Origin of the sequence: Parapedobacter sp. (assembly GCF_035556095.1) — a bacterium.
In the GTDB taxonomy this organism is placed as follows: domain Bacteria; phylum Bacteroidota; class Bacteroidia; order Sphingobacteriales; family Sphingobacteriaceae; genus Parapedobacter.
Genome location: NZ_DATMFT010000011.1, coordinates 254,414 through 274,807, shown reverse-complemented (window position 1 = coordinate 274,807; position 20,394 = coordinate 254,414). Strand labels below are relative to the sequence as shown.

The 20,394-nt window shown below is 51.1% G+C and carries 18 protein-coding genes; 14 read left to right on the top strand and 4 right to left on the bottom strand.

Annotated elements, in window-relative coordinates; all coding sequences use genetic code 11:
* Window positions 1–40: 40 nt before the first annotated feature.
* The gene (locus VNQ80_RS05970; RefSeq protein WP_325636547.1) at window positions 41–637 is read right to left on the bottom strand and encodes a porin family protein; all 597 of its coding nucleotides are present in this window, start codon (window positions 635–637) and stop codon (window positions 41–43) included.
* A 234-nt stretch (window positions 638–871) separates the two neighbouring features.
* On the opposite strand from VNQ80_RS05970, the gene VNQ80_RS05965 reads away from it, so the two are divergent.
* The 6 genes from VNQ80_RS05965 (at window position 872) to msrA (ending at window position 4,651) form a co-directional block, all read left to right on the top strand.
* Window positions 872–1,087 carry a hypothetical protein gene (locus VNQ80_RS05965; protein ID WP_325636546.1) on the top strand — a complete coding sequence of 72 codons (216 nt, stop codon included), beginning with the start codon at window positions 872–874 and terminating at the stop codon, window positions 1,085–1,087.
* Between the two features lie 20 nt (window positions 1,088–1,107).
* Window positions 1,108–1,446: a tRNA-binding protein gene (locus tag VNQ80_RS05960; RefSeq protein ID WP_325636545.1), complete on the top strand. Its 339-nt coding sequence runs from the start codon at window positions 1,108–1,110 to the stop codon at window positions 1,444–1,446.
* 47 nt (window positions 1,447–1,493) lie between these two features.
* Complete coding sequence (locus tag VNQ80_RS05955) at window positions 1,494–1,970, top strand: nucleoside deaminase (RefSeq protein WP_325636544.1); 477 nt, start codon at window positions 1,494–1,496, stop codon at window positions 1,968–1,970.
* Window positions 1,971–2,136: 166 nt separating this feature from the next.
* Entirely contained in the window at window positions 2,137–2,745 is a 609-nt protein-coding gene (locus VNQ80_RS05950) for a superoxide dismutase (RefSeq protein WP_325636543.1), read from the top strand.
* A 135-nt stretch (window positions 2,746–2,880) separates the two neighbouring features.
* Window positions 2,881–3,888: a zinc-binding dehydrogenase gene (locus tag VNQ80_RS05945; protein ID WP_325636542.1), complete on the top strand. Its 1,008-nt coding sequence runs from the start codon at window positions 2,881–2,883 to the stop codon at window positions 3,886–3,888.
* 109 nt (window positions 3,889–3,997) lie between these two features.
* Window positions 3,998–4,651 (top strand): peptide-methionine (S)-S-oxide reductase MsrA, encoded by a 654-nt coding sequence (gene msrA / locus VNQ80_RS05940; RefSeq protein ID WP_325636541.1) that lies wholly within the window; start codon window positions 3,998–4,000, stop codon window positions 4,649–4,651.
* A gap of 32 nt (window positions 4,652–4,683) precedes the next feature.
* On the opposite strand, the gene VNQ80_RS05935 is transcribed toward msrA, so the two are convergent.
* Together VNQ80_RS05935 and VNQ80_RS05930 are read right to left on the bottom strand one after the other, a co-directional pair.
* Entirely contained in the window at window positions 4,684–5,715 is a 1,032-nt protein-coding gene (locus VNQ80_RS05935; protein ID WP_325636540.1) for an energy transducer TonB, read from the bottom strand.
* Window positions 5,716–5,888: 173 nt separating this feature from the next.
* Window positions 5,889–6,332, bottom strand: a complete 444-nt coding sequence (locus tag VNQ80_RS05930; protein WP_325636539.1) for a DinB family protein — start codon at window positions 6,330–6,332, stop codon at window positions 5,889–5,891.
* A 226-nt stretch (window positions 6,333–6,558) separates the two neighbouring features.
* Here VNQ80_RS05930 and VNQ80_RS05925 point away from each other — a divergent pair, with 226 nt between their 5' ends.
* From VNQ80_RS05925 to VNQ80_RS05905, 5 genes are read left to right on the top strand one after another with little or no spacing between them, the layout of a single operon-like run.
* Complete coding sequence (locus tag VNQ80_RS05925; RefSeq protein ID WP_325636538.1) at window positions 6,559–7,392, top strand: endonuclease/exonuclease/phosphatase family protein; 834 nt, start codon at window positions 6,559–6,561, stop codon at window positions 7,390–7,392.
* A gap of 56 nt (window positions 7,393–7,448) precedes the next feature.
* On the top strand, window positions 7,449–9,926 hold the full coding sequence (locus VNQ80_RS05920) for a hypothetical protein (protein ID WP_325636537.1): 2,478 nt from the start codon (window positions 7,449–7,451) through the stop codon (window positions 9,924–9,926).
* 51 nt (window positions 9,927–9,977) lie between these two features.
* Window positions 9,978–11,633, top strand: a complete 1,656-nt coding sequence (locus VNQ80_RS05915) for an FAD-dependent oxidoreductase (RefSeq protein ID WP_325636536.1) — start codon at window positions 9,978–9,980, stop codon at window positions 11,631–11,633.
* A 57-nt stretch (window positions 11,634–11,690) separates the two neighbouring features.
* Window positions 11,691–12,230, top strand: coding sequence for a gluconate 2-dehydrogenase subunit 3 family protein (locus VNQ80_RS05910; RefSeq protein ID WP_325636535.1), 540 nt, complete (start codon window positions 11,691–11,693; stop codon window positions 12,228–12,230).
* A 20-nt stretch (window positions 12,231–12,250) separates the two neighbouring features.
* The gene (locus tag VNQ80_RS05905) at window positions 12,251–13,963 is read left to right on the top strand and encodes a GMC family oxidoreductase (protein ID WP_325636534.1); all 1,713 of its coding nucleotides are present in this window, start codon (window positions 12,251–12,253) and stop codon (window positions 13,961–13,963) included.
* Window positions 13,964–14,183: 220 nt separating this feature from the next.
* Here the strand turns inward: VNQ80_RS05905 and VNQ80_RS05900 are convergent, their stop codons facing one another.
* Window positions 14,184–15,932 (bottom strand): phosphoenolpyruvate hydrolase family protein, encoded by a 1,749-nt coding sequence (locus VNQ80_RS05900; RefSeq protein ID WP_325636533.1) that lies wholly within the window; start codon window positions 15,930–15,932, stop codon window positions 14,184–14,186.
* A 213-nt stretch (window positions 15,933–16,145) separates the two neighbouring features.
* On the opposite strand from VNQ80_RS05900, the gene VNQ80_RS05895 reads away from it, so the two are divergent.
* Genes VNQ80_RS05895 through VNQ80_RS05885 form a run of 3 tightly spaced genes read left to right on the top strand, consistent with a single transcriptional unit; the run spans window position 16,146 to window position 20,375 of the window.
* Window positions 16,146–17,000, top strand: a complete 855-nt coding sequence (locus VNQ80_RS05895; RefSeq protein ID WP_325636532.1) for a phosphoenolpyruvate hydrolase family protein — start codon at window positions 16,146–16,148, stop codon at window positions 16,998–17,000.
* Window positions 16,993–18,240: a Tm-1-like ATP-binding domain-containing protein gene (locus VNQ80_RS05890; protein ID WP_325636531.1), complete on the top strand. Its 1,248-nt coding sequence runs from the start codon at window positions 16,993–16,995 to the stop codon at window positions 18,238–18,240. The genes VNQ80_RS05895 and VNQ80_RS05890 overlap by 8 nt, the downstream gene beginning before the upstream one ends.
* A complete protein-coding gene (locus VNQ80_RS05885) occupies window positions 18,237–20,375 on the top strand; it encodes a PQQ-dependent dehydrogenase, methanol/ethanol family (RefSeq protein ID WP_325636530.1) in 2,139 nt (712 codons plus the stop codon). Before VNQ80_RS05890 ends, VNQ80_RS05885 begins: the two co-directional genes overlap by 4 nt.
* The last annotated feature ends 19 nt before the right edge of the window (window positions 20,376–20,394 follow it).

Genomic DNA, 20,394 nt, shown 5'->3' with positions numbered 1-20,394 from the left:
GCTACGTGGCGCCAGATATTATTTTCGCTAGAAAGGGTTGTTAAAACAACCGATAGCCGATACCCACTGTCCAGAGGTTTACCTTCTGCGGCGCACTGTCATTTTTGCTCAATTCGCTTAATCCGTGCTCGTAACGTGCATCGACGCGGAAGTTGCTGATATCTAGCCCGAGTCCGCCAGTTACAGCCCAAGCTTGGTTTTTGTATTCACTGAATTCAGGGACTTGTGCAAGCGCATCACCGATATTTTTGTCGACGACGAATGACACTACCGGGCCGGCAACGATCCGCAGTCCTGCAGGGCCTAAGCCAATGCGTGTGCCCAACAACAATGGGAGGTCGAGCGATGTGAAGCTCACTTTGCCTTCTTCGTTTTCTTCCACCAATTTAGCCTCAGAGCTTTTACCGGTCAGATAGAGCTCCGGTTGAAAATGGACACCAGCGCCTCCAATGCGGGCCCACACACCTGCTTGGTAACCGGTACGCGTACTTGCATCTAACCAGTTCCCTTCGTCAGTTTTCAGGTTGGAAAAGTTAAGTCCCGCTTTTACCCCGAACTGGAGGCTCGGCAGCAATTGGGCGTTTGCGCCAAAAATCGTAGCGGTTACAAGAAAGGCAATAATAAGGTACTTTTTCATAGCATAATCATTTTTAATTGTTTCTTCGAACATACTGTTTGTCGTCCAACCATAGCAAAATTCAAGCCGAAAATTCCTAGCCAAGGCCTATGGCTGCCTTACTTCTCGATTAAGGGCAACTCGTAGGTTAAGACTAAGCAAATGGTAAGGAACAGGTAAGGCAAACCTTGTAAAAACATCGGCCGTTTGCACATCATCCCAACTTTAGCTAATTTTGTGGCAAATCAATGGTATATGGCTGATATCAACATGACTCCGGAAGAGTGGGAAATCGCGAAAGCGAAATTCCGGCGTAAATACAATCACCTCTCTGATGATGATCTCGCTTTTGAGCCGGGAAAAGAAGACGAATTGATTAACCGTTTGGCGAAGCGTGTGAGGCGTAGCACCGATTATATTCTGTTTACGCTGAAGAAGGGAATCGCCGATCTGGAAAGTAATCGGTTATAACCTTTCGCAAGCGTACCCCGATGAATGAAATTTCATGGCACGATTTTGAAAAGGTAGAACTGCGTGTCGGAACGATCATCCAAGTCGATGAATTCCCAAAAGCGCGGAAACCAGCATATAAGCTGAGGGTTGATTTTGGAAGCGAGATTGGAATACGGCAAAGCAGTGCCCAAATCACTAAGCATTACTGCAAAGAACAGTTACTAGGGAAACAAATCATTGGTGTGGTCAATTTCCCGAAGAAACAGATCGCCGATTTCTTGTCGGAATGTTTGGTTACCGGTTTCGCTGACGAAAACGGTGACATTGTACTAAGCACGGTTGAACACCCCGTACCCAACGGTGCCAAATTGATTTGACAAATGTTGTTGTTGTGCGTCTCATATCTTACATCTAGCGTCTTCCGATGAAATACATCAACTTTGAAGATTCCGGCGACGCGATTCCGGATGAAGTTTATATGAAAGAGGCCCTTCGTGAAGCCGAGAAGGCGTTGGAGCAAGGCGAAGTGCCCATCGGTGCGGTGGTTGTTGCTGGCGGGCGTATTATCGGGCGTGGCCATAACCTCACCGAACGGCTAAACGATGTAACCGCCCATGCCGAAATGCAGGCATTTACGGCGGCTGCAAGTTACATGGGAGGGAAGTATTTACGTGATTGTACCTTATACGTTACCATTGAGCCCTGTGTGATGTGTGCAGGCGCGGCCTACTGGACGCAAGTGGGCCGTATTGTATTCGGTGCGTTGGATGAAAAGCGCGGCTTTTCGAAATTAGGCACTGCTATATTGCACCCTAAAACAACGTTGACCAATGGCATACTGGAAGCGGAGTGTGCGGCCCTCGTTACGTCATTTTTCCGTAATAAACGCTCCGCCCGATGATTCGAAACCACCTTGCCAAACAAAACTGTCCCGATAAACGTTGACATTACACCCTTACCGCGGTATCTCGCCGCTGGAAGGGCGTAGAGTGGTTGCAATTATCTGCAACTTTGGCTAAGTTTGTCCAACACGAATTATTAATTTTTAACTAAAAACAATACATACTATGGCTTTTGAACTACCGGCGTTACCCTACGCCACAGATGCACTGGAACCCCATATCGATAAAGAAACCATGGAAATCCACCATGGCAAGCACCATCAGGCTTATGTTGATAACCTAAATAAGGCGATTGCTGGGACAGATGCAGAGAACCTGTCTATTGAGGATATCTGCAAAAACATCTCCAAATACAGCGGTGCTGTGCGCAATAACGGTGGCGGCCATTACAATCACTCCTTGTTCTGGACTGTTTTGTCGGCAAATGGCGGCGGTACACCGTCCGGTGATTTAGCCGCGGCAATCGACGAAGCTTTTGGTTCGTTCGATGAGTTGAAGAAAAAACTGCAGGAAGCGGGCGCTACTCGGTTCGGTTCGGGCTGGGCATGGCTTGTAGTAGATGATTCCGGCAAGCTGCAGGTAACCTCGACACCCAACCAAGACAACCCGCTGTTTGATATCGCAGAAGTGAAAGGTACACCTATTTTGGGTATCGATGTGTGGGAGCATGCGTATTACCTGAAATACCAAAACAAGCGTCCGGGATACCTGGAGGCCATCTTTAATGTTATCGATTGGGATGCCGTAGCTAAGCGCTATGCCGATGCGAAATAATGAAATAAAAATTAGCTAGTAAAGAAGGCGGCCATATACCAGTGTATGTGCCGCTTTTTTGGCTATGGTTTGTTTCGGCGCCCCTGTTTCCGTCGTCTAATGTTTCGTGTTTAGCGTTTAACATCTCAAAACCTTATGACTACCCAGAAAGCAATCGTTCTTCACGGCGCCAATGAGCCGTTGATCTTAAAAGAAGTGCCCATCCCCGCGATTGGCCAAGATGAAGCGTTGGTACGCGTCAAGGCGGCGGCATTCAACCGGCGCGACTGGTGGATACAGCAAGGGCGGTACGCTGGATTGAAGTTCCCCATTGTACTGGGTTCGGATGGTGCTGGTGTTGTGGAGCGAGTCGGGGGCGATGACCACCGCTATTGGGTGGGTCGTGAGGTCGTGATCAACCCGTCTCTTTGGTGGGGCGATAATGAGGCCTTTCAGGGGAAATCATTCCGTATCCTCGGGCTGCCGGACGATGGCACCTTTGCGGAGTTTGTGACTGTGCCCGTGACCAATTTACATGAAAAGCCCGATCATCTTTCGTTTGAAGAAGCTGCCGCGCTGCCCCTCGGTGGTCTTACGGCGTATCGGGCGCTTTTCAGCCGGGCCGGATTGAAGGACGGCGATAACGTACTCGTGGTGGGTGCGGGCGGGGGCGTGGCAACCTTTGCCTTGCAGTGGGCCTTGCATGGCGGTGCCAGGGTGTTCGTTACCTCCAGTGCACCGTCGAAGATTGAGCAGGCCAAGACATTGGGTGCTGAAGGGGGTGTATTATATACCAATGAGAATTGGGCGAAGCAACTCCAAGAACAGGCGGGCGGATTTGACATTATCGTGGATAGCGCATTAGGCGAAGGGGTGGCACATTACCCTGACTTGGCTAATCCCGGTGGCCGGATTGTCTTTTTCGGTGGTACGGCAGGGGATATCCCAGCACTGAACGCGCGGAAATTGTTCTGGAAACAACTCTCCCTGTTGGGCACGACAATGGGCTCACCGGCCGATTTCGCTGCTATGCTGGCTTTCGTAAACCAGCATCGTATCGTGCCGGTTATCCATGCTACTTATCCGTTGGAAGAGGCGGAGGCCGCACTGCGCCAAATGGACCGATCGACGCAGTTCGGCAAAATCGTGCTGAACGTTTCTTGATGATTCTGCACATTATCCAGTTCCGTGCACTACCTAATATGGTGTATTTTGCGCGTTTCCTTCGAAAAACCACCAAAGCCTTCGTACCTTTGTGTAGAAAGGAACCGAGATGATGAGGTTATTATTCATGTTGATGGGTGGGGTGATGCTGCAAGCCGCATGTTTGCAAGCCACCGATTCGCAGTCTGCCGGTACGCAACTGTTCAAAGCCAGTGGTGATTCATTAGTTGGGGTAGATACCGCCACCTTCGCAGGCGGGTGTTTTTGGTGTACCGAAGTGCAATTCCAGCAATTGGCCGGTGTCGATACCGTGATTTCGGGATATACGGGTGGTAAGGTGGCCAACCCCACGTACAAGCAGGTAACCACGGGCCGCACGGGCCATGCCGAGGCCATCAATGTGGTTTATCGCCCGGATGAGATTTCATATGACGAATTACTCGAAGCATTTTTCATCGCCCACGACCCTACACAACTCAACAGGCAGGGCAATGATATCGGTACGCAATATCGATCGGCTATTTTTTACCATGACGATGCCGAGAAGGAAAAGGCCGAATATTACATCCGGCGGCTCACGGAGGAGAAGGTTTACGACCAACCCATCGTGACTAAGCTGGAACTCTATACCGATTTCTACATTGCAGAAGACTACCACCAAAATTACTACAACCTTAATCCACAGCAGGCGTATTGCCAGTACGTTATCGTGCCTAAGCTGGAGAAGTTTAAGGAGGTGTTTAAAGAGCGGTTGAAAAAATAAGTAGATATTTTTATGATGGGTCAGCCACGTACCTATGATGATTTAGCCTCGCTATCGTTGCGTGGCGGCGGGGATGGATTCAGCCGTATCGGTATGACGTATTTTACCCGGACCGGCACGCCCCGCTGGTAACCTGGCGTCCAATCCGGCGCTCTCTTCAAGACTTCCACCCCGGCGGCACCAGTACCATAACCCAGATCGTTCACGATTTCAATTTCTACTGGCGCACCAGTGGTGTCCACGACAAAGCTGATCAGTACCTGCCCATTTACGCGCGCACGGACGGCCTCTGCTGGATACCGGTAATTCTTGGCGACAAACTGCATCAGGTTTTGTATGCCACCGGGGTATACGGGAGGGAGTCCCCGTTGGTTATAAGTGAACTTCCTGCCTAGGCTGTCGGTCGTGATTCCTTTGGTAACCATTCCCCGTGTATACCATTCTTCAAACCGGTATTTGGCTTTATAGAACGTGCCTTCCCAGCGTCCTTCGCGAAGCCCATCTGTATACCGACCACGCTCAATGTCGGAATCGCCAACCGCTATTTCGGCATCGCCGTTGCCTTCCTTCACATAGGTGTTTCCCAGTGAGTCAGCATAGTATAATACGCGGATGCCGACCTCATTATCCGGCGACGTTCGGGATTCTTTGGCCACCGGCATATAGGCCCGGCGTTCCTTTAACACGCCATTCCTATAATAGTATAGTGCGGTGTCGGCAGGCTGGTTGTCTACATATTGTACAGCAGATTCTAAGGTTCCGTTATCGTAGTAAGATGCTACCAACCCCACGAAGTTGATGCGCCGAGGGTCAGCTGTTTTGACAAACCCGTGCCGCTTTAGATTGCCATCGGGGTAGTAGTCATTCAGTTCGTATAGGCCCTCTTCGTTGGGAGCAATTTGCAGTACATTCGTGTACGCCGCGGAATCTTTATGGGCGGTGTAACCACCATTTTCCTTCACGTAGGTAACGATTGTCTCTTGCCCTAGTGCATGCAGGCATGGCATACACATCGCTAAGAGTAACCACGAGATGGTTACCATATCGACTTTAAAAGCGTTCATATTCGTCGTCATTGATTGTGTTGATGAAAAATCAACGCATATTACGGGTTTCCAAGCAAATTTCATCCATACAGACTTGCTTTTTTGGTAATCTGTTTGAAAAAATCTTTCGCGATAAGATGGGCGTGTATGTTGCTCGGGATTTAGCTGTATTGAATGTGGTGATGGTCGCATTACTGTTTATAGCGGATATAATCTGAGACCAGCGGTTCAATTCCGTTCTGCCTGAATAACAATGCCAGCTGCCCGCGGTGATATGTAGCGTGGTTAACGACGTGGAACAACGTATCACGTACCGTATTAACGAATGGCGTTCCGGCGGTAGTTTGATAGGTAATTTTGTTGGCAAGGTCGAACGCGGCGAGAATGCCCCATGTTTCCTCGTGGTTGAGTCGATCTATCGCCGCAAATGCGTTGATGGCGTGATTATCCCATACACCGTAGTCTGTTTTCCGTTCCAATATACGGCTGTTCCAGATATGGTGTGCGTTCAATAGGTGACTAAATAATGCCACAGATTTTGCATCCGTTTTCTTCCGTTCTTGCTCAAAAATACTTGCTAGTTGCTGGTTGCAATGCTGGTTATACTGGAATAACTCTTCGAAAAATGGCTTCATATGGAACAAAAATACGAAAGCCGACGGTTAATGAAGGCTGACAGGCACTTTCTGATGTGCATTTTTTTCTTATTTTCGCATATTTCGTGTGCAGATTTTACTAAGCTACGGATCACAAACAATGAATCAATAATCCTAATATGAAACCCTTATGGTTTTCAAAAATCACTCGGTGGTATGATTAAATCATGACAACTTCACCGCCATTGAAGAAAAATTTAGACAGATGAAGAAGATAATACAGTTTTGTATACTCATGGTATTCGCCGCAAGTGTGGCAGCACAATCGCCTGACGATGCGCCACTGAAATTACGGGTGGCAACTTATAATGTGGGCCATTTCAACCAAGGGGTAGCAGGGGGGCTTGAAGTAAGAGGGGAAGCGGTTTATGGCAAGGAGGGCAAACAAAAGTATGCGCGACTGGAAATGTTAAATTGGAGGGATTGGATAAGCCGCCAAAGCCTGGACATCATTGGCCTGCAGGAGTGGAACAGATATTTCGATGCCGATAGTGTATTGCATGCCGAAGAAGAACTGTTAAAGCCTTTCTATAACAACGTCTATTTCGGCGATGAAGGTACTTGGATATATAATGGCATTGCGACGAACTATAAATTAACCAACCTCCGCCAGCAATATTGGGCGGGTGAGTATTATGCGTTAATCGGGGATTTGCAAATTGGCGATAAGGTGATTACCGTCATTTCCACCCATATACCTTGGCAGAAGGATACGCATGCCCCGGCGTTGGACTCGCTTTTGGCTGAGATGAAGAAATATGAATACCTCATTTGCATGGGTGACATGAACGCCAAAGATGCCGAGCAACTACGGTTTAAAGAAGAGGGATTCAATATTGCCAATGGCGGCCACCAAGGATGGTTCGGTACTGCGTTCGGGTCGCTAAAACTGGCAGGCCGTGAGGCTGGGGCCGACAAGAATATCGATAACATCATCACTACCCAAAATATTAAAATCATGAATGTATCTGCCCCGCAAACCGGGTTGAATGACCAGGATCACCTGCCCATTATCGCAGATCTGATTATCACATGGTAACGGAGTGCTGGCACTTGGGTCGGAGCGCTCATCAGCCAATAACAGAAAAAAATTAGATGAGAAATATAATCATAACTCTTTTACCAGTTGCGTTGTTACTAGGCTGCGTTGGGACAAATAAGACATTGACTTCTACCGCTGATTATCCCGCTTTTAGCGGTATTTACCCACATTTAGCCTACTACAATAACGAAGGCGAATGTGGTACCGGGGCGGTAATGCCCTGGGCAGATAGGCTATGGGTGATCACTTACGGTCCCCACCAGCCTTTCGGCTCATCCGACAAATTGTATGAAATAACTCCCGACCTCGATCAGATCGTACGGGAAGAAAGTATTGGCGGAACGCCGGCAAACCGGATGATTCATCGCGAAAGCAACCAGCTGTTCATCGGGCCGTATGCCATTGATTCGGAGGCCGATGTGCGTGCGATTCCCTACACTGTTATGCCCGGCCGGCACACAGGTATCGCCCGGCATTTAACCGATCCGGCAAACAAGATATATTACGGTACCATGGAAGAAGGGTTTTATGCGGTAGACGTTCATTCGTATCATGTGGATACGCTGTATGAGGATGGAAATGTAAGCCGGAAGGAGGGAGAAATGGGGCAAGAAGCCCACCTGCTTCCCGGTGCGCATGGCAAGGGCCTATATTCCGGACAAGGCGTTATGGTCTATTCGAACAACGGAGAAGCCACAAGTGAGGCTCTTCGCCAGTTTGACATCGAATCCGGCTCGTTGTCTGAATGGGATGGCAAAGAGTGGACCACGGTTAGGCGGAACCAGTTTGTGGAAGTAACTGGCCCGGGCGGAGTTTATGGGAACGCAAACCCAGAGACCGACCCGATATGGGTAACCGGATGGGACCATAAATCCGTAATCTTGGGTGTGCGTGCACCCGAATCAGGATGGTCCTTCTATCGCCTCCCCAAAGCAAGCCACTCCTACGACGGTGCGCACGGGTGGAACACCGAATGGCCGCGTATCCGAGACGTTGGTACCGAAAGTAACCCCGATTACCTAATGACCATGCACGGGATGTTCTGGCGGTTTCCCGGATCGTTTACACCGGCAAACAGTGCCGGCATACGGCCACGGTCAGCGTACTTGAAAGTAATCGGTGATTATACACGGTGGCAGGATCAGCTGGTGTTCGGATGTGACGACTCGGCACAGAAGGAGTTCTTGAACAAACGGAAAATAAAAGGCGGAATTGAAGGGCCCGGGCAATCGAATTCCAATTTATGGTTTACCAGCGTGGATAAACCCGATAACTTAGGGCCTAATACCGCAGGGGGATCCGTGTGGCTTTCAGAAAACGTGAGTGCCAATGAGCCTTCGGAGCCGTTTTTATTTGCCGGGTGGGCAAGCCGGTCCGTTTGGGTGGCTAATGAAGGGGATAAGCCCATTTCGCTTCTCTTTGAAATAGATAACGTAGGAAATGGAAATTGGACCCCGCTCAAAACGGTCAAACTAAAAGCGGGCGAGGCTGTTGATTTGGTTTTTGAGAAGAATGAAGCTGGTGAGTGGATTCGGATAACGAGTGATGGCGATACCAAAGCAACCGCTCATTTTTCTTATACCGATCATGCACGGTACCCATCGGGCGAGAGCAGGTTGTTTGATGGCATGGCAATGGCCGATTCAGATGCACCGGTAATGGGTGGGCTACTGTACGGTTTGGGAGATGATCGGCGCGCGCTCGGCATACTCGCTACGAATACATCCAATGGTGAGACGTCGGAAGCAGGCTACTACGAGCTAGATGGCGAAATGAACCTCGTGAAAAAAGAAGATACGGAAACCGCAGCTTTCATTAGGCAAAACTTTACGATTCCAAGAGATGTGATAACGGTTGAAGAATCGTCCATTTTGGTGGTAGATGACAGCGGAAGGCGATGGCGCTTACCGCGGGGTGCGGAGGCGTATACCGAACTCACGGAAAGTGGCAAACTGAGAATCTGCCGGGAGGTGGCTACCGAACGGGATCTGCTGAACCTACACGGGACATTTTACGAATTGCCTGCCGAAAATGCAGATGGGTTTGCGAAAGTCCGTTCGGTTGCATCGCATGGACTGGCCGTTCATGACTATGCGTCGTACAGGGGGCTGCTCGTGATGACAGGAATCGATAAAAACCGCCAGGCCAATGAGCACATCATCTCTTCTGCAGATGGAAAGGCGAGCGTATGGGTAGGGGCCATTGACGACCTCTGGGAACTGGGAAAACCAACCGGGCAGGGCGGCCCGTGGAAAGAGACACAGGTGACTAAGCATATACCATCGGATCCGTATCTAATTGGCTTTTACGACGAGAAGCACTTGGAGATTTCACACGACCAACCCGTTGCTGTGATGTTTAAATTACAGGTTGAACCCGTTGGCCATGGCCCTTGGATGGACTATATGGAAATAGCAGTTAATCCCGGTGAGACATTTGATTACCAATTTCCCGATGCGTTTCAAGCGCGATGGATACGGTTTGAGGCGGATACAGATTGCAAGGCGACAACGTGGTTGGAATATAAATAGGTAATGGGTGTTTAGTTCATATGTTTAGTAATTATAAACAGCAAATAGTCTATGGTTGGGTTCATTAGTATGTTAATTGTTTCGCTCACCTTCACCACTCCTGTTCGGGGTACCGAGGGGAAAACGGAGGAAGCCGATGTTATCGTTTATGGCGGTACCTCTGCGGCGATCACCGCGGCCGTACAATTGAAGAAATCGGGTAAGTCTGTAATTGTCGTTTCGCCCGACAAACATCTTGGTGGGTTGTCTTCGGGTGGCCTGGGTTTCACCGACACCGGAAATAAGTCGGTAATCGGAGGTCTGGCGCGCGATTTTTACCACCGAGTTTATATGCATTACCAACACAGTGCGGCATGGCGCTGGCAAAAGCAAGAGGAATACGGCAATAAAGGTCAAGGCACTCCGGCCATGGATGGGGATGCCCGGACCATGTGGATCTTTGAACCCCATGTCGCTGAAAAGGTTTTCGAGGATTATGTGAAGGAGTTTCAGCTGGATGTACGGCGGAACGAATGGCTTGATCGCGAACGTGGTGTGAGGAAGCGGAATGGCCGCATCGTGTCGCTCACCACGCTTAGCGGAAATACCTATAAGGGCAAAATGTTTATCGATGCGACCTATGAGGGAGACCTTATAGCCGCGGCTGACGTGAGCTACCACGTAGGCCGGGAGGCAAACGCTACTTATGGCGAGCAATGGAATGGCGTGCAAACTGGGGTGCTGCACCACAAGCACTGGTTCGCCTCAAATATCAGTCCATATAAAGTACCCGGCGACAGCACGAGTGGACTGCTGTACGGCGTATCTGGTGAGCATCCCGGCGAATACGGGGCCGGTGACCACCGGGTGCAAGCCTATTGCTTCCGGATGTGCCTGAGCAATCACCCCGAAAACCGGGTACCATTCCCCAAACCTGATAATTACAATCCCGAAAACTACGAGCTGCTCGCACGGGTGTTCGCTTCAGGATGGCGGGAAACGTTCCAGAAGTTCGATCCGATTCCGAACCGGAAAACGGACACAAACAACCACGGTCCGTTCAGCACGGACTTTATCGGGATGAACTACGATTATCCAACGGCCAGCTACGAGCGGCGTAAGCAGATTATCCAAGAACACGAAGACTACCAGCAGGGCTTAATGTATTTTCTGGCAAACGATCCCAAAGTACCCGCGGAGGTGCGGGATGAAATGGCACAATGGGGATTGGCTAAAGACGAGTTTACAGACAATGGAAACTGGCCCCATCAGTTGTACATCAGGGAGGCTCGCCGGATGGTGGGCCAGTATATAATGACCGAGCATGATACATTCAGCGAACGTGAGGTTACCGACCCCGTGGGAATGGGTTCCTATACGCTTGATTCGCATAACGTACAACGGTATATAAAACCCGATGGCTTTGTGCAGAACGAAGGTGATATTGGCGTACATCCCGCGAAAGGGCCCTACCAGATTTCGTATGGCGCATTGATTCCGAAACGGGAAGAATGTACGAACTTGCTTGTGCCGGTATGTATGTCGAGTTCGCACATTGCCTTCGGCAGTATACGCATGGAACCGGTATTCATGATACTCGGCCAAAGCGTGGCATTGGCGGCTTCACTGGCCATCGATAACGGAACAGCTGTGCAGGATGTGGCATATGCAACACTTGCAAAGGAGTTGCTGAAAGAAAAACAAGTATTGGTTTTACCTACTCCATAAGTGGATGTTTGCTCGTGGAGATAATGTAAATTTGCAGCTAGTTAAATCAAGAGACATATGAATCGTAGAGCTTCCATACGCACGATGTTATATATCGCGGGGGGCACACTGGTGCTTCCAGCGTGTTTCAGGCAATCGGGCCGGCCGAGCATTGAGCTGGCCAATTTAACAGTGAATGAGAAAGACGAAGCTTCATTGGAAGCGCTCGTTGAAACGCTTATCCCGGAAACCGACACGCCGGGCGGCAAGGCTTTGTTGTTGCACCTGTTCGTGCTGAAAATGATAGACGACTGCCACGGACCGGAAGACCAGCAATCATTCATGGAAGGATTGCGGGCATTCGAGGGGTGGGCCCAGGAAGAACTCGGCGGTCCTTTCGAGGATGCCGGAAAGGACGAGCGCGAAGCGCTGTTGAAACGTATCGGTGAGGCAGAAGTTGATTCCGTAGACACTTTTTTCTCGCTGGTAAAAAGACGCGCCATCCAAGGATATATGAATTCCGAATATGTGATGACAAACCTGGTCAAGTACGAGTTGGCGCCGGGGAGATATGATGGTTACTTTCCGATGGGAAAGGCAGATGGTGCAACCGGTTAAGTAGAACAACAACAATAAACATGGCAAACCTTGTAATAGACAATGTGAAGGAGCGGACATTTGACGCCATCGTGATCGGATCCGGTGCAAGCGGTGGGTGGGCTGCTAAGGAGTTGACCGAGAAGGGGATGAAAACCTTACTGCTGGAACGGGGCCGCGACGTGGTTCACGTAAAAGATTACCCAACCACGAACCTGTATCCTTACGAATTGAAATATCGGGGCGAAACAACCCATGCAGACAAAATGGCCAATCCCATCGCCAATAGGTGTTATGCTTATAAAGAAGATTCACAGCATTTTTTTGTGAAGGACGAAGAGCATCCGTATATCCAGGAGAAGGATTTCGATTGGATAAGAGGCTACCAGGTGGGAGGCAAATCGTTATTGTGGGCGCGGCAGACACAGCGGTGGAGCGAATATGATTTCGAGGGCCCTGCCCGCGACGGCTTTGCGGTTGACTGGCCTATCCGGTACGCCGATATCGCCCCTTGGTATAGCCACGTGGAACGTTTTGTAGGTATTGCCGGCGATAGGGACGGGCTGGCAACGCTGCCCGATGGGGAATTCCTGCCGGGGTATCCGCTGAACGCCGTGGAAGACCATTTCCGCAATGTGGTAAACAAGCACTATAAAGGCCGCCACATCATCAGCGCACGCTGTGCACATCTATCGCAACCCCAACCCATACATATTCAACAGGGGCGGGTACAGTGCCAGCACCGGAAGCTTTGCCAGCGCGGCTGCCCGTTTGGTGGCTATTTCAGCAGCAACTCGTCCACCATACCGTGGGCGCAAAAGACGGGCAACCTCACACTCCGCCCCCATTCGGTGGCGCATTCGGTATTGTACGATAAAGAGTCCGGCAGGGCGACCGGTGTAAAGGTGATTGATGCCGAATCGCTGGAAGAGATGGATTTCTATGCCAAGGTCATTTTTGTCAATGCGTCGACGTTGAATACAAACGTTATTTTGCTCAACTCGGTTTCGGACCGATTTCCGGATGGGTTGGGGAATGACAACGGGCTGATGGGTAAATTTGTGGCCTTCCATAATTATACCGCACGGATCAGTGCCGAGTATGACGGGTTGCTCGAATACCGGACGGATGGGCGAAACCCTGCGGGTGGCGGATACATCCCTAACTTCAGGAATGTGGAAAGGCAGGAGGTCGATTTCCTACGCGGCTGGGCAGCAGCATTCGGAGCCAGCCGGTATGAAAACCGCAACAGCAGCGGCATCGGTAGCGAATTGAAACACGGTCTGCTTAACGGAACGTGGAGCAACTGGCGCGTGCATTCGCACATGATGGCAGAGACCATCCCCAAAGAACATAACCGCGTATGGCTCGACACGGACAAGAAAGATAAATGGGGGGTACCGTTATTGCATGTGTCTGTTGACTATGCCGACGACGACTGGCAGCGCCGGCAAGACTACTACGAGCAAATGACGGAAATGTATGAGACCGCGGGATTCACCAACATTAAGACCCAGGACGATGGCCGGCGGCCAGGTAACGACATCCATGAGATGGGCGGTATCCGCATGGGGCACGACCCGAGGACTTCACTGTTGAATAAATGGAACCAGCTGCACTTATGTAAAAACGTCTACGTGACGGACGGGGCGTGTATGACGTCCACGGCAACGCAGAATCCGACGCTCACCTACATGGCACTGACCGCACGAGCCGTAGACCACGCCGTGAAGGAGCTGTCAAAAAAGAGTTAGGATATGGCGGCAACCTAGGTAAGGCTAGGTCATCGGTTATCAAGAAATAGACTGTTTTTTTCGGTAGTACTTTCAGAAGTGGCGTAAATATAAATAGCCGCCGCAAGCTACTCATTAAAGTCTTCCGGTAGAATCAACTGGAAGGCTTTTTGTGTGCTTACACGGGAGAGCCGGCATTCCGGTGAACTTCAAATTCATTTTGGTGTTGAACGTCAGTCCGTTATACCAATCTGCCGTCCGAGCTTAGCCACTGATAAAGTGTTTTGCGGCTAATGCCTAACGATGCCGCCGCTTTCGTTTTGTTTTGTCCAGCTTCATCCAGCGCTTTTTGGGCTGCACGGCTTTTGTTAAACGGACTGGTTGGCGGCGTGTCAATAAGGTCAGGCAATAGCGTCGGGTCTCCTTCCAGAACCGGTTTCTCTTCAATGATGGCATGCCGGGTAATCACCTGCTCAAGCTCACGGACATTGCCGGGCCAGGAATGGGCTTTGAGCTGTTCCATAAATGCCGTTGTTGTACCCACGAACTTTTTGTCAAATTTCAGAGATAATTTGTCGAGCTGGTTAGCCACCAATAGTGGAATATCACTTTTTCGATCCCGCAAGGGCGGAATTTTAACTACAATGGCGCTTAACCGGAAATAAAGATCGACCCTGAATTTGTTTTCCTGAACCAATTTTGCGAGGTTCTGGTTGGATGCGCAGACAATCCGAACGTCAACAGAAATCGGCTTTTGCCCACCCAGACGGACGACCTCCCCTTGCTGGATAACCCGAAGAAGTGCCGCTTGGGCATGCAGGCTCAAATCGGCAATCTCGTCGAGAAAGAGCGTGCCCTTGTCGGCAAGTTCAAATTTTCCGGGCTTCTGGAATACCGCACCGGTGAATGCGCCCTTCTCATAACCGAAAAATTCGCTTTCGATTAGCGTGTCCGGAATGGCCCCACAATTAACGGTGATGAACGGGTTTTTCTTTCTTGGACTGAGCGCGTGTATTTGGTTGGCTACTAGTTCTTTTCCCGTGCCTGATTCTCCGTCAATACAAACGTTCACGTCGTAAGGGGCTATTTTTTGAATGAGTTTGAATAGGTCCTTCATCGCCTTGGAAGAACCGATTAACTGTCCGAATTTAGCGTGGCGGCTTTTTCCGAGATGATATAAGACAACATCCTTAAAACTTCCTACCCGCGTGTCTATCGCTTCGCTAAGTGGGAAGCGCTCAAACGCAGACCCGCCGGCATAGCCGTCAATCGGAACCTGGTCAAGAAATGCAGCGAAATCTTCCGGCTCGGTTATCGCGCCTCCATATACGAGCGAAAAGGGCTTATTGCCCGACTTGTGTGCGTGAGCTAACATATCCTTCCCTTTCGTAATCGACAGTTGTAACTGATTGCGTTTTTCAATGATGTCTTCAAGCTCAGAGGTAATACCCACGTTGAGGATGAGGGCGTCCACGCCGCTTTTCGCAAACGAGTAGGCATCGTCGGCCGATAAAACAAAGCCAAAGGTAACAAAGCCTCGGTTTTTTGCCTGTTTAAGCATTTCGATTTCATTGGCAATGCCTAATCCCGCGTCTTCCAAATGTGCGCGGAATGCACCGTCAAAAAAGCCGATCGCCGGCCAGTTGGTTACACCTTCAATGCCCAGCTCCTTCAGCCGGGAGAACCGCGCAGATAACGGTCGCGTGGGATCCGATGAAAATACGCCGGCGACGACCGGGACATTGCTCGTATGAGGAAGGATATGCCGTCGCAATAATTGTTCGGTCTGGTCATTGGCGTTGTGAAAGGGCATGAAGGAGGTCAGCGAACCATAACCCATGTGACGGTATAACCCCGCATTTAGGGCGATAATCAGGTCGGCTCCGGATGAAATTGACGATTTGGCTACACGGCCATTCCCGGCAACGACCGATATGATTGGCGAAGCCGTTCGGGAATCCGTTTGTATCAACTGTTTCAGTGACGGCATGAATTAGCAGTTTTAAAAAAAAAGTTACTAGGGTTACACTATTGTTTCCAAAGGTAACATAATTAATTTAAATTTATATACTTCCATATTAAAATTTTAAAAATATTAAATTTTAATGCACTGTAAATTAGTATTTTAATGAGATTATTTTTTTATTGACCTAAAACGGAATGGAGTTTGCCTTTCCGGGGTAACATTGTAAACAGAACCAGCATGAACGAATTATCGAGACAGGAAATTATTGCAAATTTTAAAAAGAAAATAGCCGAGGGAAAACCCATTATCGGCGCGGGAGCGGGGACGGGCATATCCGCTCAATGCGAGGAAGCCGGGGGTATCGACCTCATCGTGATTTATAACTCGGGTCGTTACAGAATGGCCGGAAGGGGTTCGTTAGCGGGATTGCTGCCCTATGGCAACGCCAATGAAGTGGTCAAAGAAATGGCCTATGAAATCCTGCCCGCGGTTGAATATACCCCTATCCTGGCGGGTGTATGCGGCACTGATCCGTTTATGTTGCGAACAGCATTCCTGAAAGACCTGAAAGAAATGGGGATTGCCGGGATACAGAATTTCCCGACGGTAGGGCTGATAGACGGCAGTTTCAGGGCAAACCTAGAAGAAACGGGGATGTCATTCCAGAAGGAAGTGGAATGTATCCACGCCGCTCATAACCTGGATATGTTAACCACACCCTACGTATTTAACGTAGAGGAGGCCCATTTGATGGTGGAAGCCGGCGCCGATATCATCGTTGCACATATGGGGCTCACCACCACGGGTAAGATCGGGGCCATCACCGCCAAAACCCTCGAGGAATGTATCGTGGAAATACAGGCAATCGTTGATACCTGCAAGAATATAAACAGCGAAATCATTGTGCTTTGCCATGGTGGTCCGATCGCGCAGCCAGAGGATGCCCAGTATATTCTGGATCGCGTAAAGGGGGTCGATGGATTTTACGGCGCGAGTTCGATGGAACGGTTACCAACGGAAACCGCCATAACGGCGCAGGTGCGTAAGTTCAACCAGATGATCCTGGGGAGGAAGGAGGCCAAACATGGCTAAACGGATCGCCGTCGTCGGTACTTTCGACACCAAGGCCGCCGAGTATAAATTCCTGATCGACCAGCTGCAGGCAAATCCGGGTTTCGACGTGGTGACCATCAATACCGGCATCATGAAAGCCACCGATCTGTTCCGTATCGACATCCCTGTCGAGACGGTCGCCAAGGCCGGGGGAGCCGAACTGGAGGCGCTCCGTGCAGCAAACGACCGCGGGAAAGCCATCGCTGCCGTATCGAAAGGAATTAGTACCATCGTGGAACGCTTGTATGCAGATGAAGGGTTCGATGCCATCATCGGGATGGGGGGCACCGCCGGTACCAATATCGTCACGGCCGCCATGCGCGGCTTGCCTGTCGGGGTGCCGAAAATATGCATCTCGACCGTAGCCTCGGGCAATGTAGCTCCTTATTTGGGTATTAGTGATATCGTGCTGTTCCCCGCACTCACCGATATCTCTGGCATCAATCCCATCAGCAGGGTATTCATCACCCGGGCGGTAGCGGCGCTGATGGGTATGCTCCAAACGGAGGTGACCGTCAGTAAAGATAAACCCGTGGTTGCCGCCACCATGTTCGGCAACACCACCGCATGCATCGACCGGTGCAGGGTCATGCTGGAAACGGCCGGGTTCGATGTGCTGGTGTTCCACGCAACCGGCACTGGCGGCCGGATGATGGAAAAGCTCGTCAAAGAAGGCTTTATCGACGCCGTACTCGATCTCACCACCACCGAATGGGCCGACACATTGTGTGGCGGCGTATTCGATGCGGGCACATCACGACTGGACGCCCCGGGTATAGCGGGCATTCCGCACCTTATCGCGCCCGGCTGCATCGATATGTGTAATTTCGGGAGCCCCGAAACGGTCCCTCCGCGGTACAATGACCGCTTATTTTACCAGTGGAATCCCAACGTCACGTTGATGCGGACCACGCCGGAGGAAAATCGCCAAATGGGCGAGATTTTCGCGCAAAAGGCAAACACCGCCAAGGGAGAAACCCGGTTCATCATCCCGATGAAGGGCTACTCGATGCTCGATTCCGTCAACGAAAAGCAGGAGCCCCAGGTGTTCTGGGATCCCGCGGCCGATCAATCGTTTGTCGATGCATTGAAGGGGAGCCTGGACCCGTCCATCCGCGTCATCGAAGTGGATGCAAATATCAACGACGTCGTATATGCCGAAAGGGCGGTGGCGGAGTTGCTCAAAATGATCGAACAACACCAAAAAAAAGAACAATGAAAAGCCAACGCTTAAAAGTCTTACACCCATTGATGATCTTGCCGCTATTGGGCGCTTTTGTCGGCTGCTTGTCATCTAACGGGTCAAATCCAGACGGGAACGCAGGCCACGTCACCGAACGCCGCTTGATCAACGCCGACAGTGAACCCGAATCGTGGCTGACCGGCGGAAGGGACTACAAGCAATCGTATTATTCACCCTTGGACGATATCGATAAGGATAACGTGGGCCGGCTGGGGTTTGCGTGGCACTACGATATCGATTTCGAAACCGCCTTCCAGGCGACACCGGTAGTCGTTGATGGCATGATGTTCACCGCTGGAAACCGCGGGAACGTTTATGCACTCGATGCCGCAACGGGCGAGCTGCGGTGGTCGTTTATTCCCGAGGTAGCGCAGGAGACGTTCGATAATCACTGTTGCGGCGGCCCGAACCGCGGCGTGGCCGTGTGGAAAGGCTTGGTCTATGTCGGGGCACTCGATGGTTACTTATATGCGCTGGATGCCGAAACCGGCGCCGAAGTGTGGAAGGCCGATGCCATAGTAGACCGGAGCAAAGGCTACTCCAGTACCGGAGCGCCATACATCGCGAAAAACCTAGTGGTCATCGGCAACAGTGGCGCGGAATACAATGCCCGGGGCTATATCTCCGCCTACGACTATAAAACCGGCGAACTGGCGTGGCGCTTCTATACCGTGCCAGGCGACCCAGCGAAAGGGTTCGAACACCCGGAGCTGGAAATGGCAGCAAAAACATGGGACCCCAACAGCGTGTGGGAAAACGGGCTCGGCGGAACCGCATGGGATGGAATGGCCTATGATCCCGAGCTGAATCTCCTCTATGTGGGTACCAGCAACGGGGCGCCGTGGAGCAGAGACTTGCGCAGCCCTGCCGGGGGTGATAATCTTTTTTTAAATTGTATCCTCGCGATAAATCCCGACAACGGCCGCCTGGTTTGGCACTACCAGACTACGCCTGCTGACAACTGGGACTATACCACCGCACAAAAGATGATCTTGGCCGAGCTACCGATGAACGGCAAGACCAGGAAAGTGATTATGCAGGCACCGAAGAATGGGTTCTTCTACGTGTTGGACCGCGAAACGGGCGAGCTGCTCTCGGCAGAGCCGTATGTATATGTCAATTGGGCAAGCCACGTAGACCTCGCAACGGGAAAGCCGGTGGAAACCGGCAAGGGCGACTACAGTAAGGGCCCCAAACTCGTGTTTCCCAGCAGCCAGGGCGGCCACAACTGGCAGCCTATGGCGTTCAATCCCGAAACCGGCCTGGTCTACATCCCTACCAACGAGGCGGGGCAGGTATACAGCCTAGTCAATGCACCGTTCCAAGTGCGGGAAAAGGGGTGGAATACAGGCGTTTCGTTCCGGGCGGTACGCGATAGTGCATCTTTCCCCGACGAATGGCCGTCGATCGAGGAAATCACCCGGGGTGAACCCGACGCTTCCCCGCGATCGTTCCTGAAAGCGTGGGACCCTGTAAAGGCCGAAGTGGTGTGGGAAGTGCCACTGAAATACCGGATGGATACCTGGCGCTTTGACCGACGCTACGGCGGGGTGATGACCACGCAGGGCAGACTGGTCTTCCAGGGGGGGATAGACGGGTACCTGCGGGTGTTCGATGCTTCCACCGGCGAAGAACTGCATAACGTTGACGTGGGGACCAGTATGGTGGCTGCACCGATGACCTATAAGATAGATGGCGTGCAATACGTAGCGGTGATGGCCGGCGTAAATGGCGACCAGCCCACCAATGCCGACTACCTATATGGCAATAAAGGACGGATTGTGGCTTTTCGGATGGATGGAGGGCCGGTACCCCACAGGCCCATGCTGGACCGCCGCGAGAAATTGGTGCCGGCGGTAGACCGTTCTGCCTTCCCCCGGGAGGTGGTTGAGCAAGGCCAAGAATTGTTTTACACCTATTGTGCGGGGTGCCACGATGGTGGCCGCGCACCGTCGCTGCTGCCACTGAAGGTGCGGGTGGCGGACGAGTTCGACGCGATCCTGATGAGCGGCAGCCGGCAGAAAAACGGCATGCCCAGCTTCAAAGGGGTATTGTCCGACGCGCAGACGGCATCGATTTTAACGTACCTGAAAGCGACCACCCATCCCTGATGGGGGATGGCAGAATAAT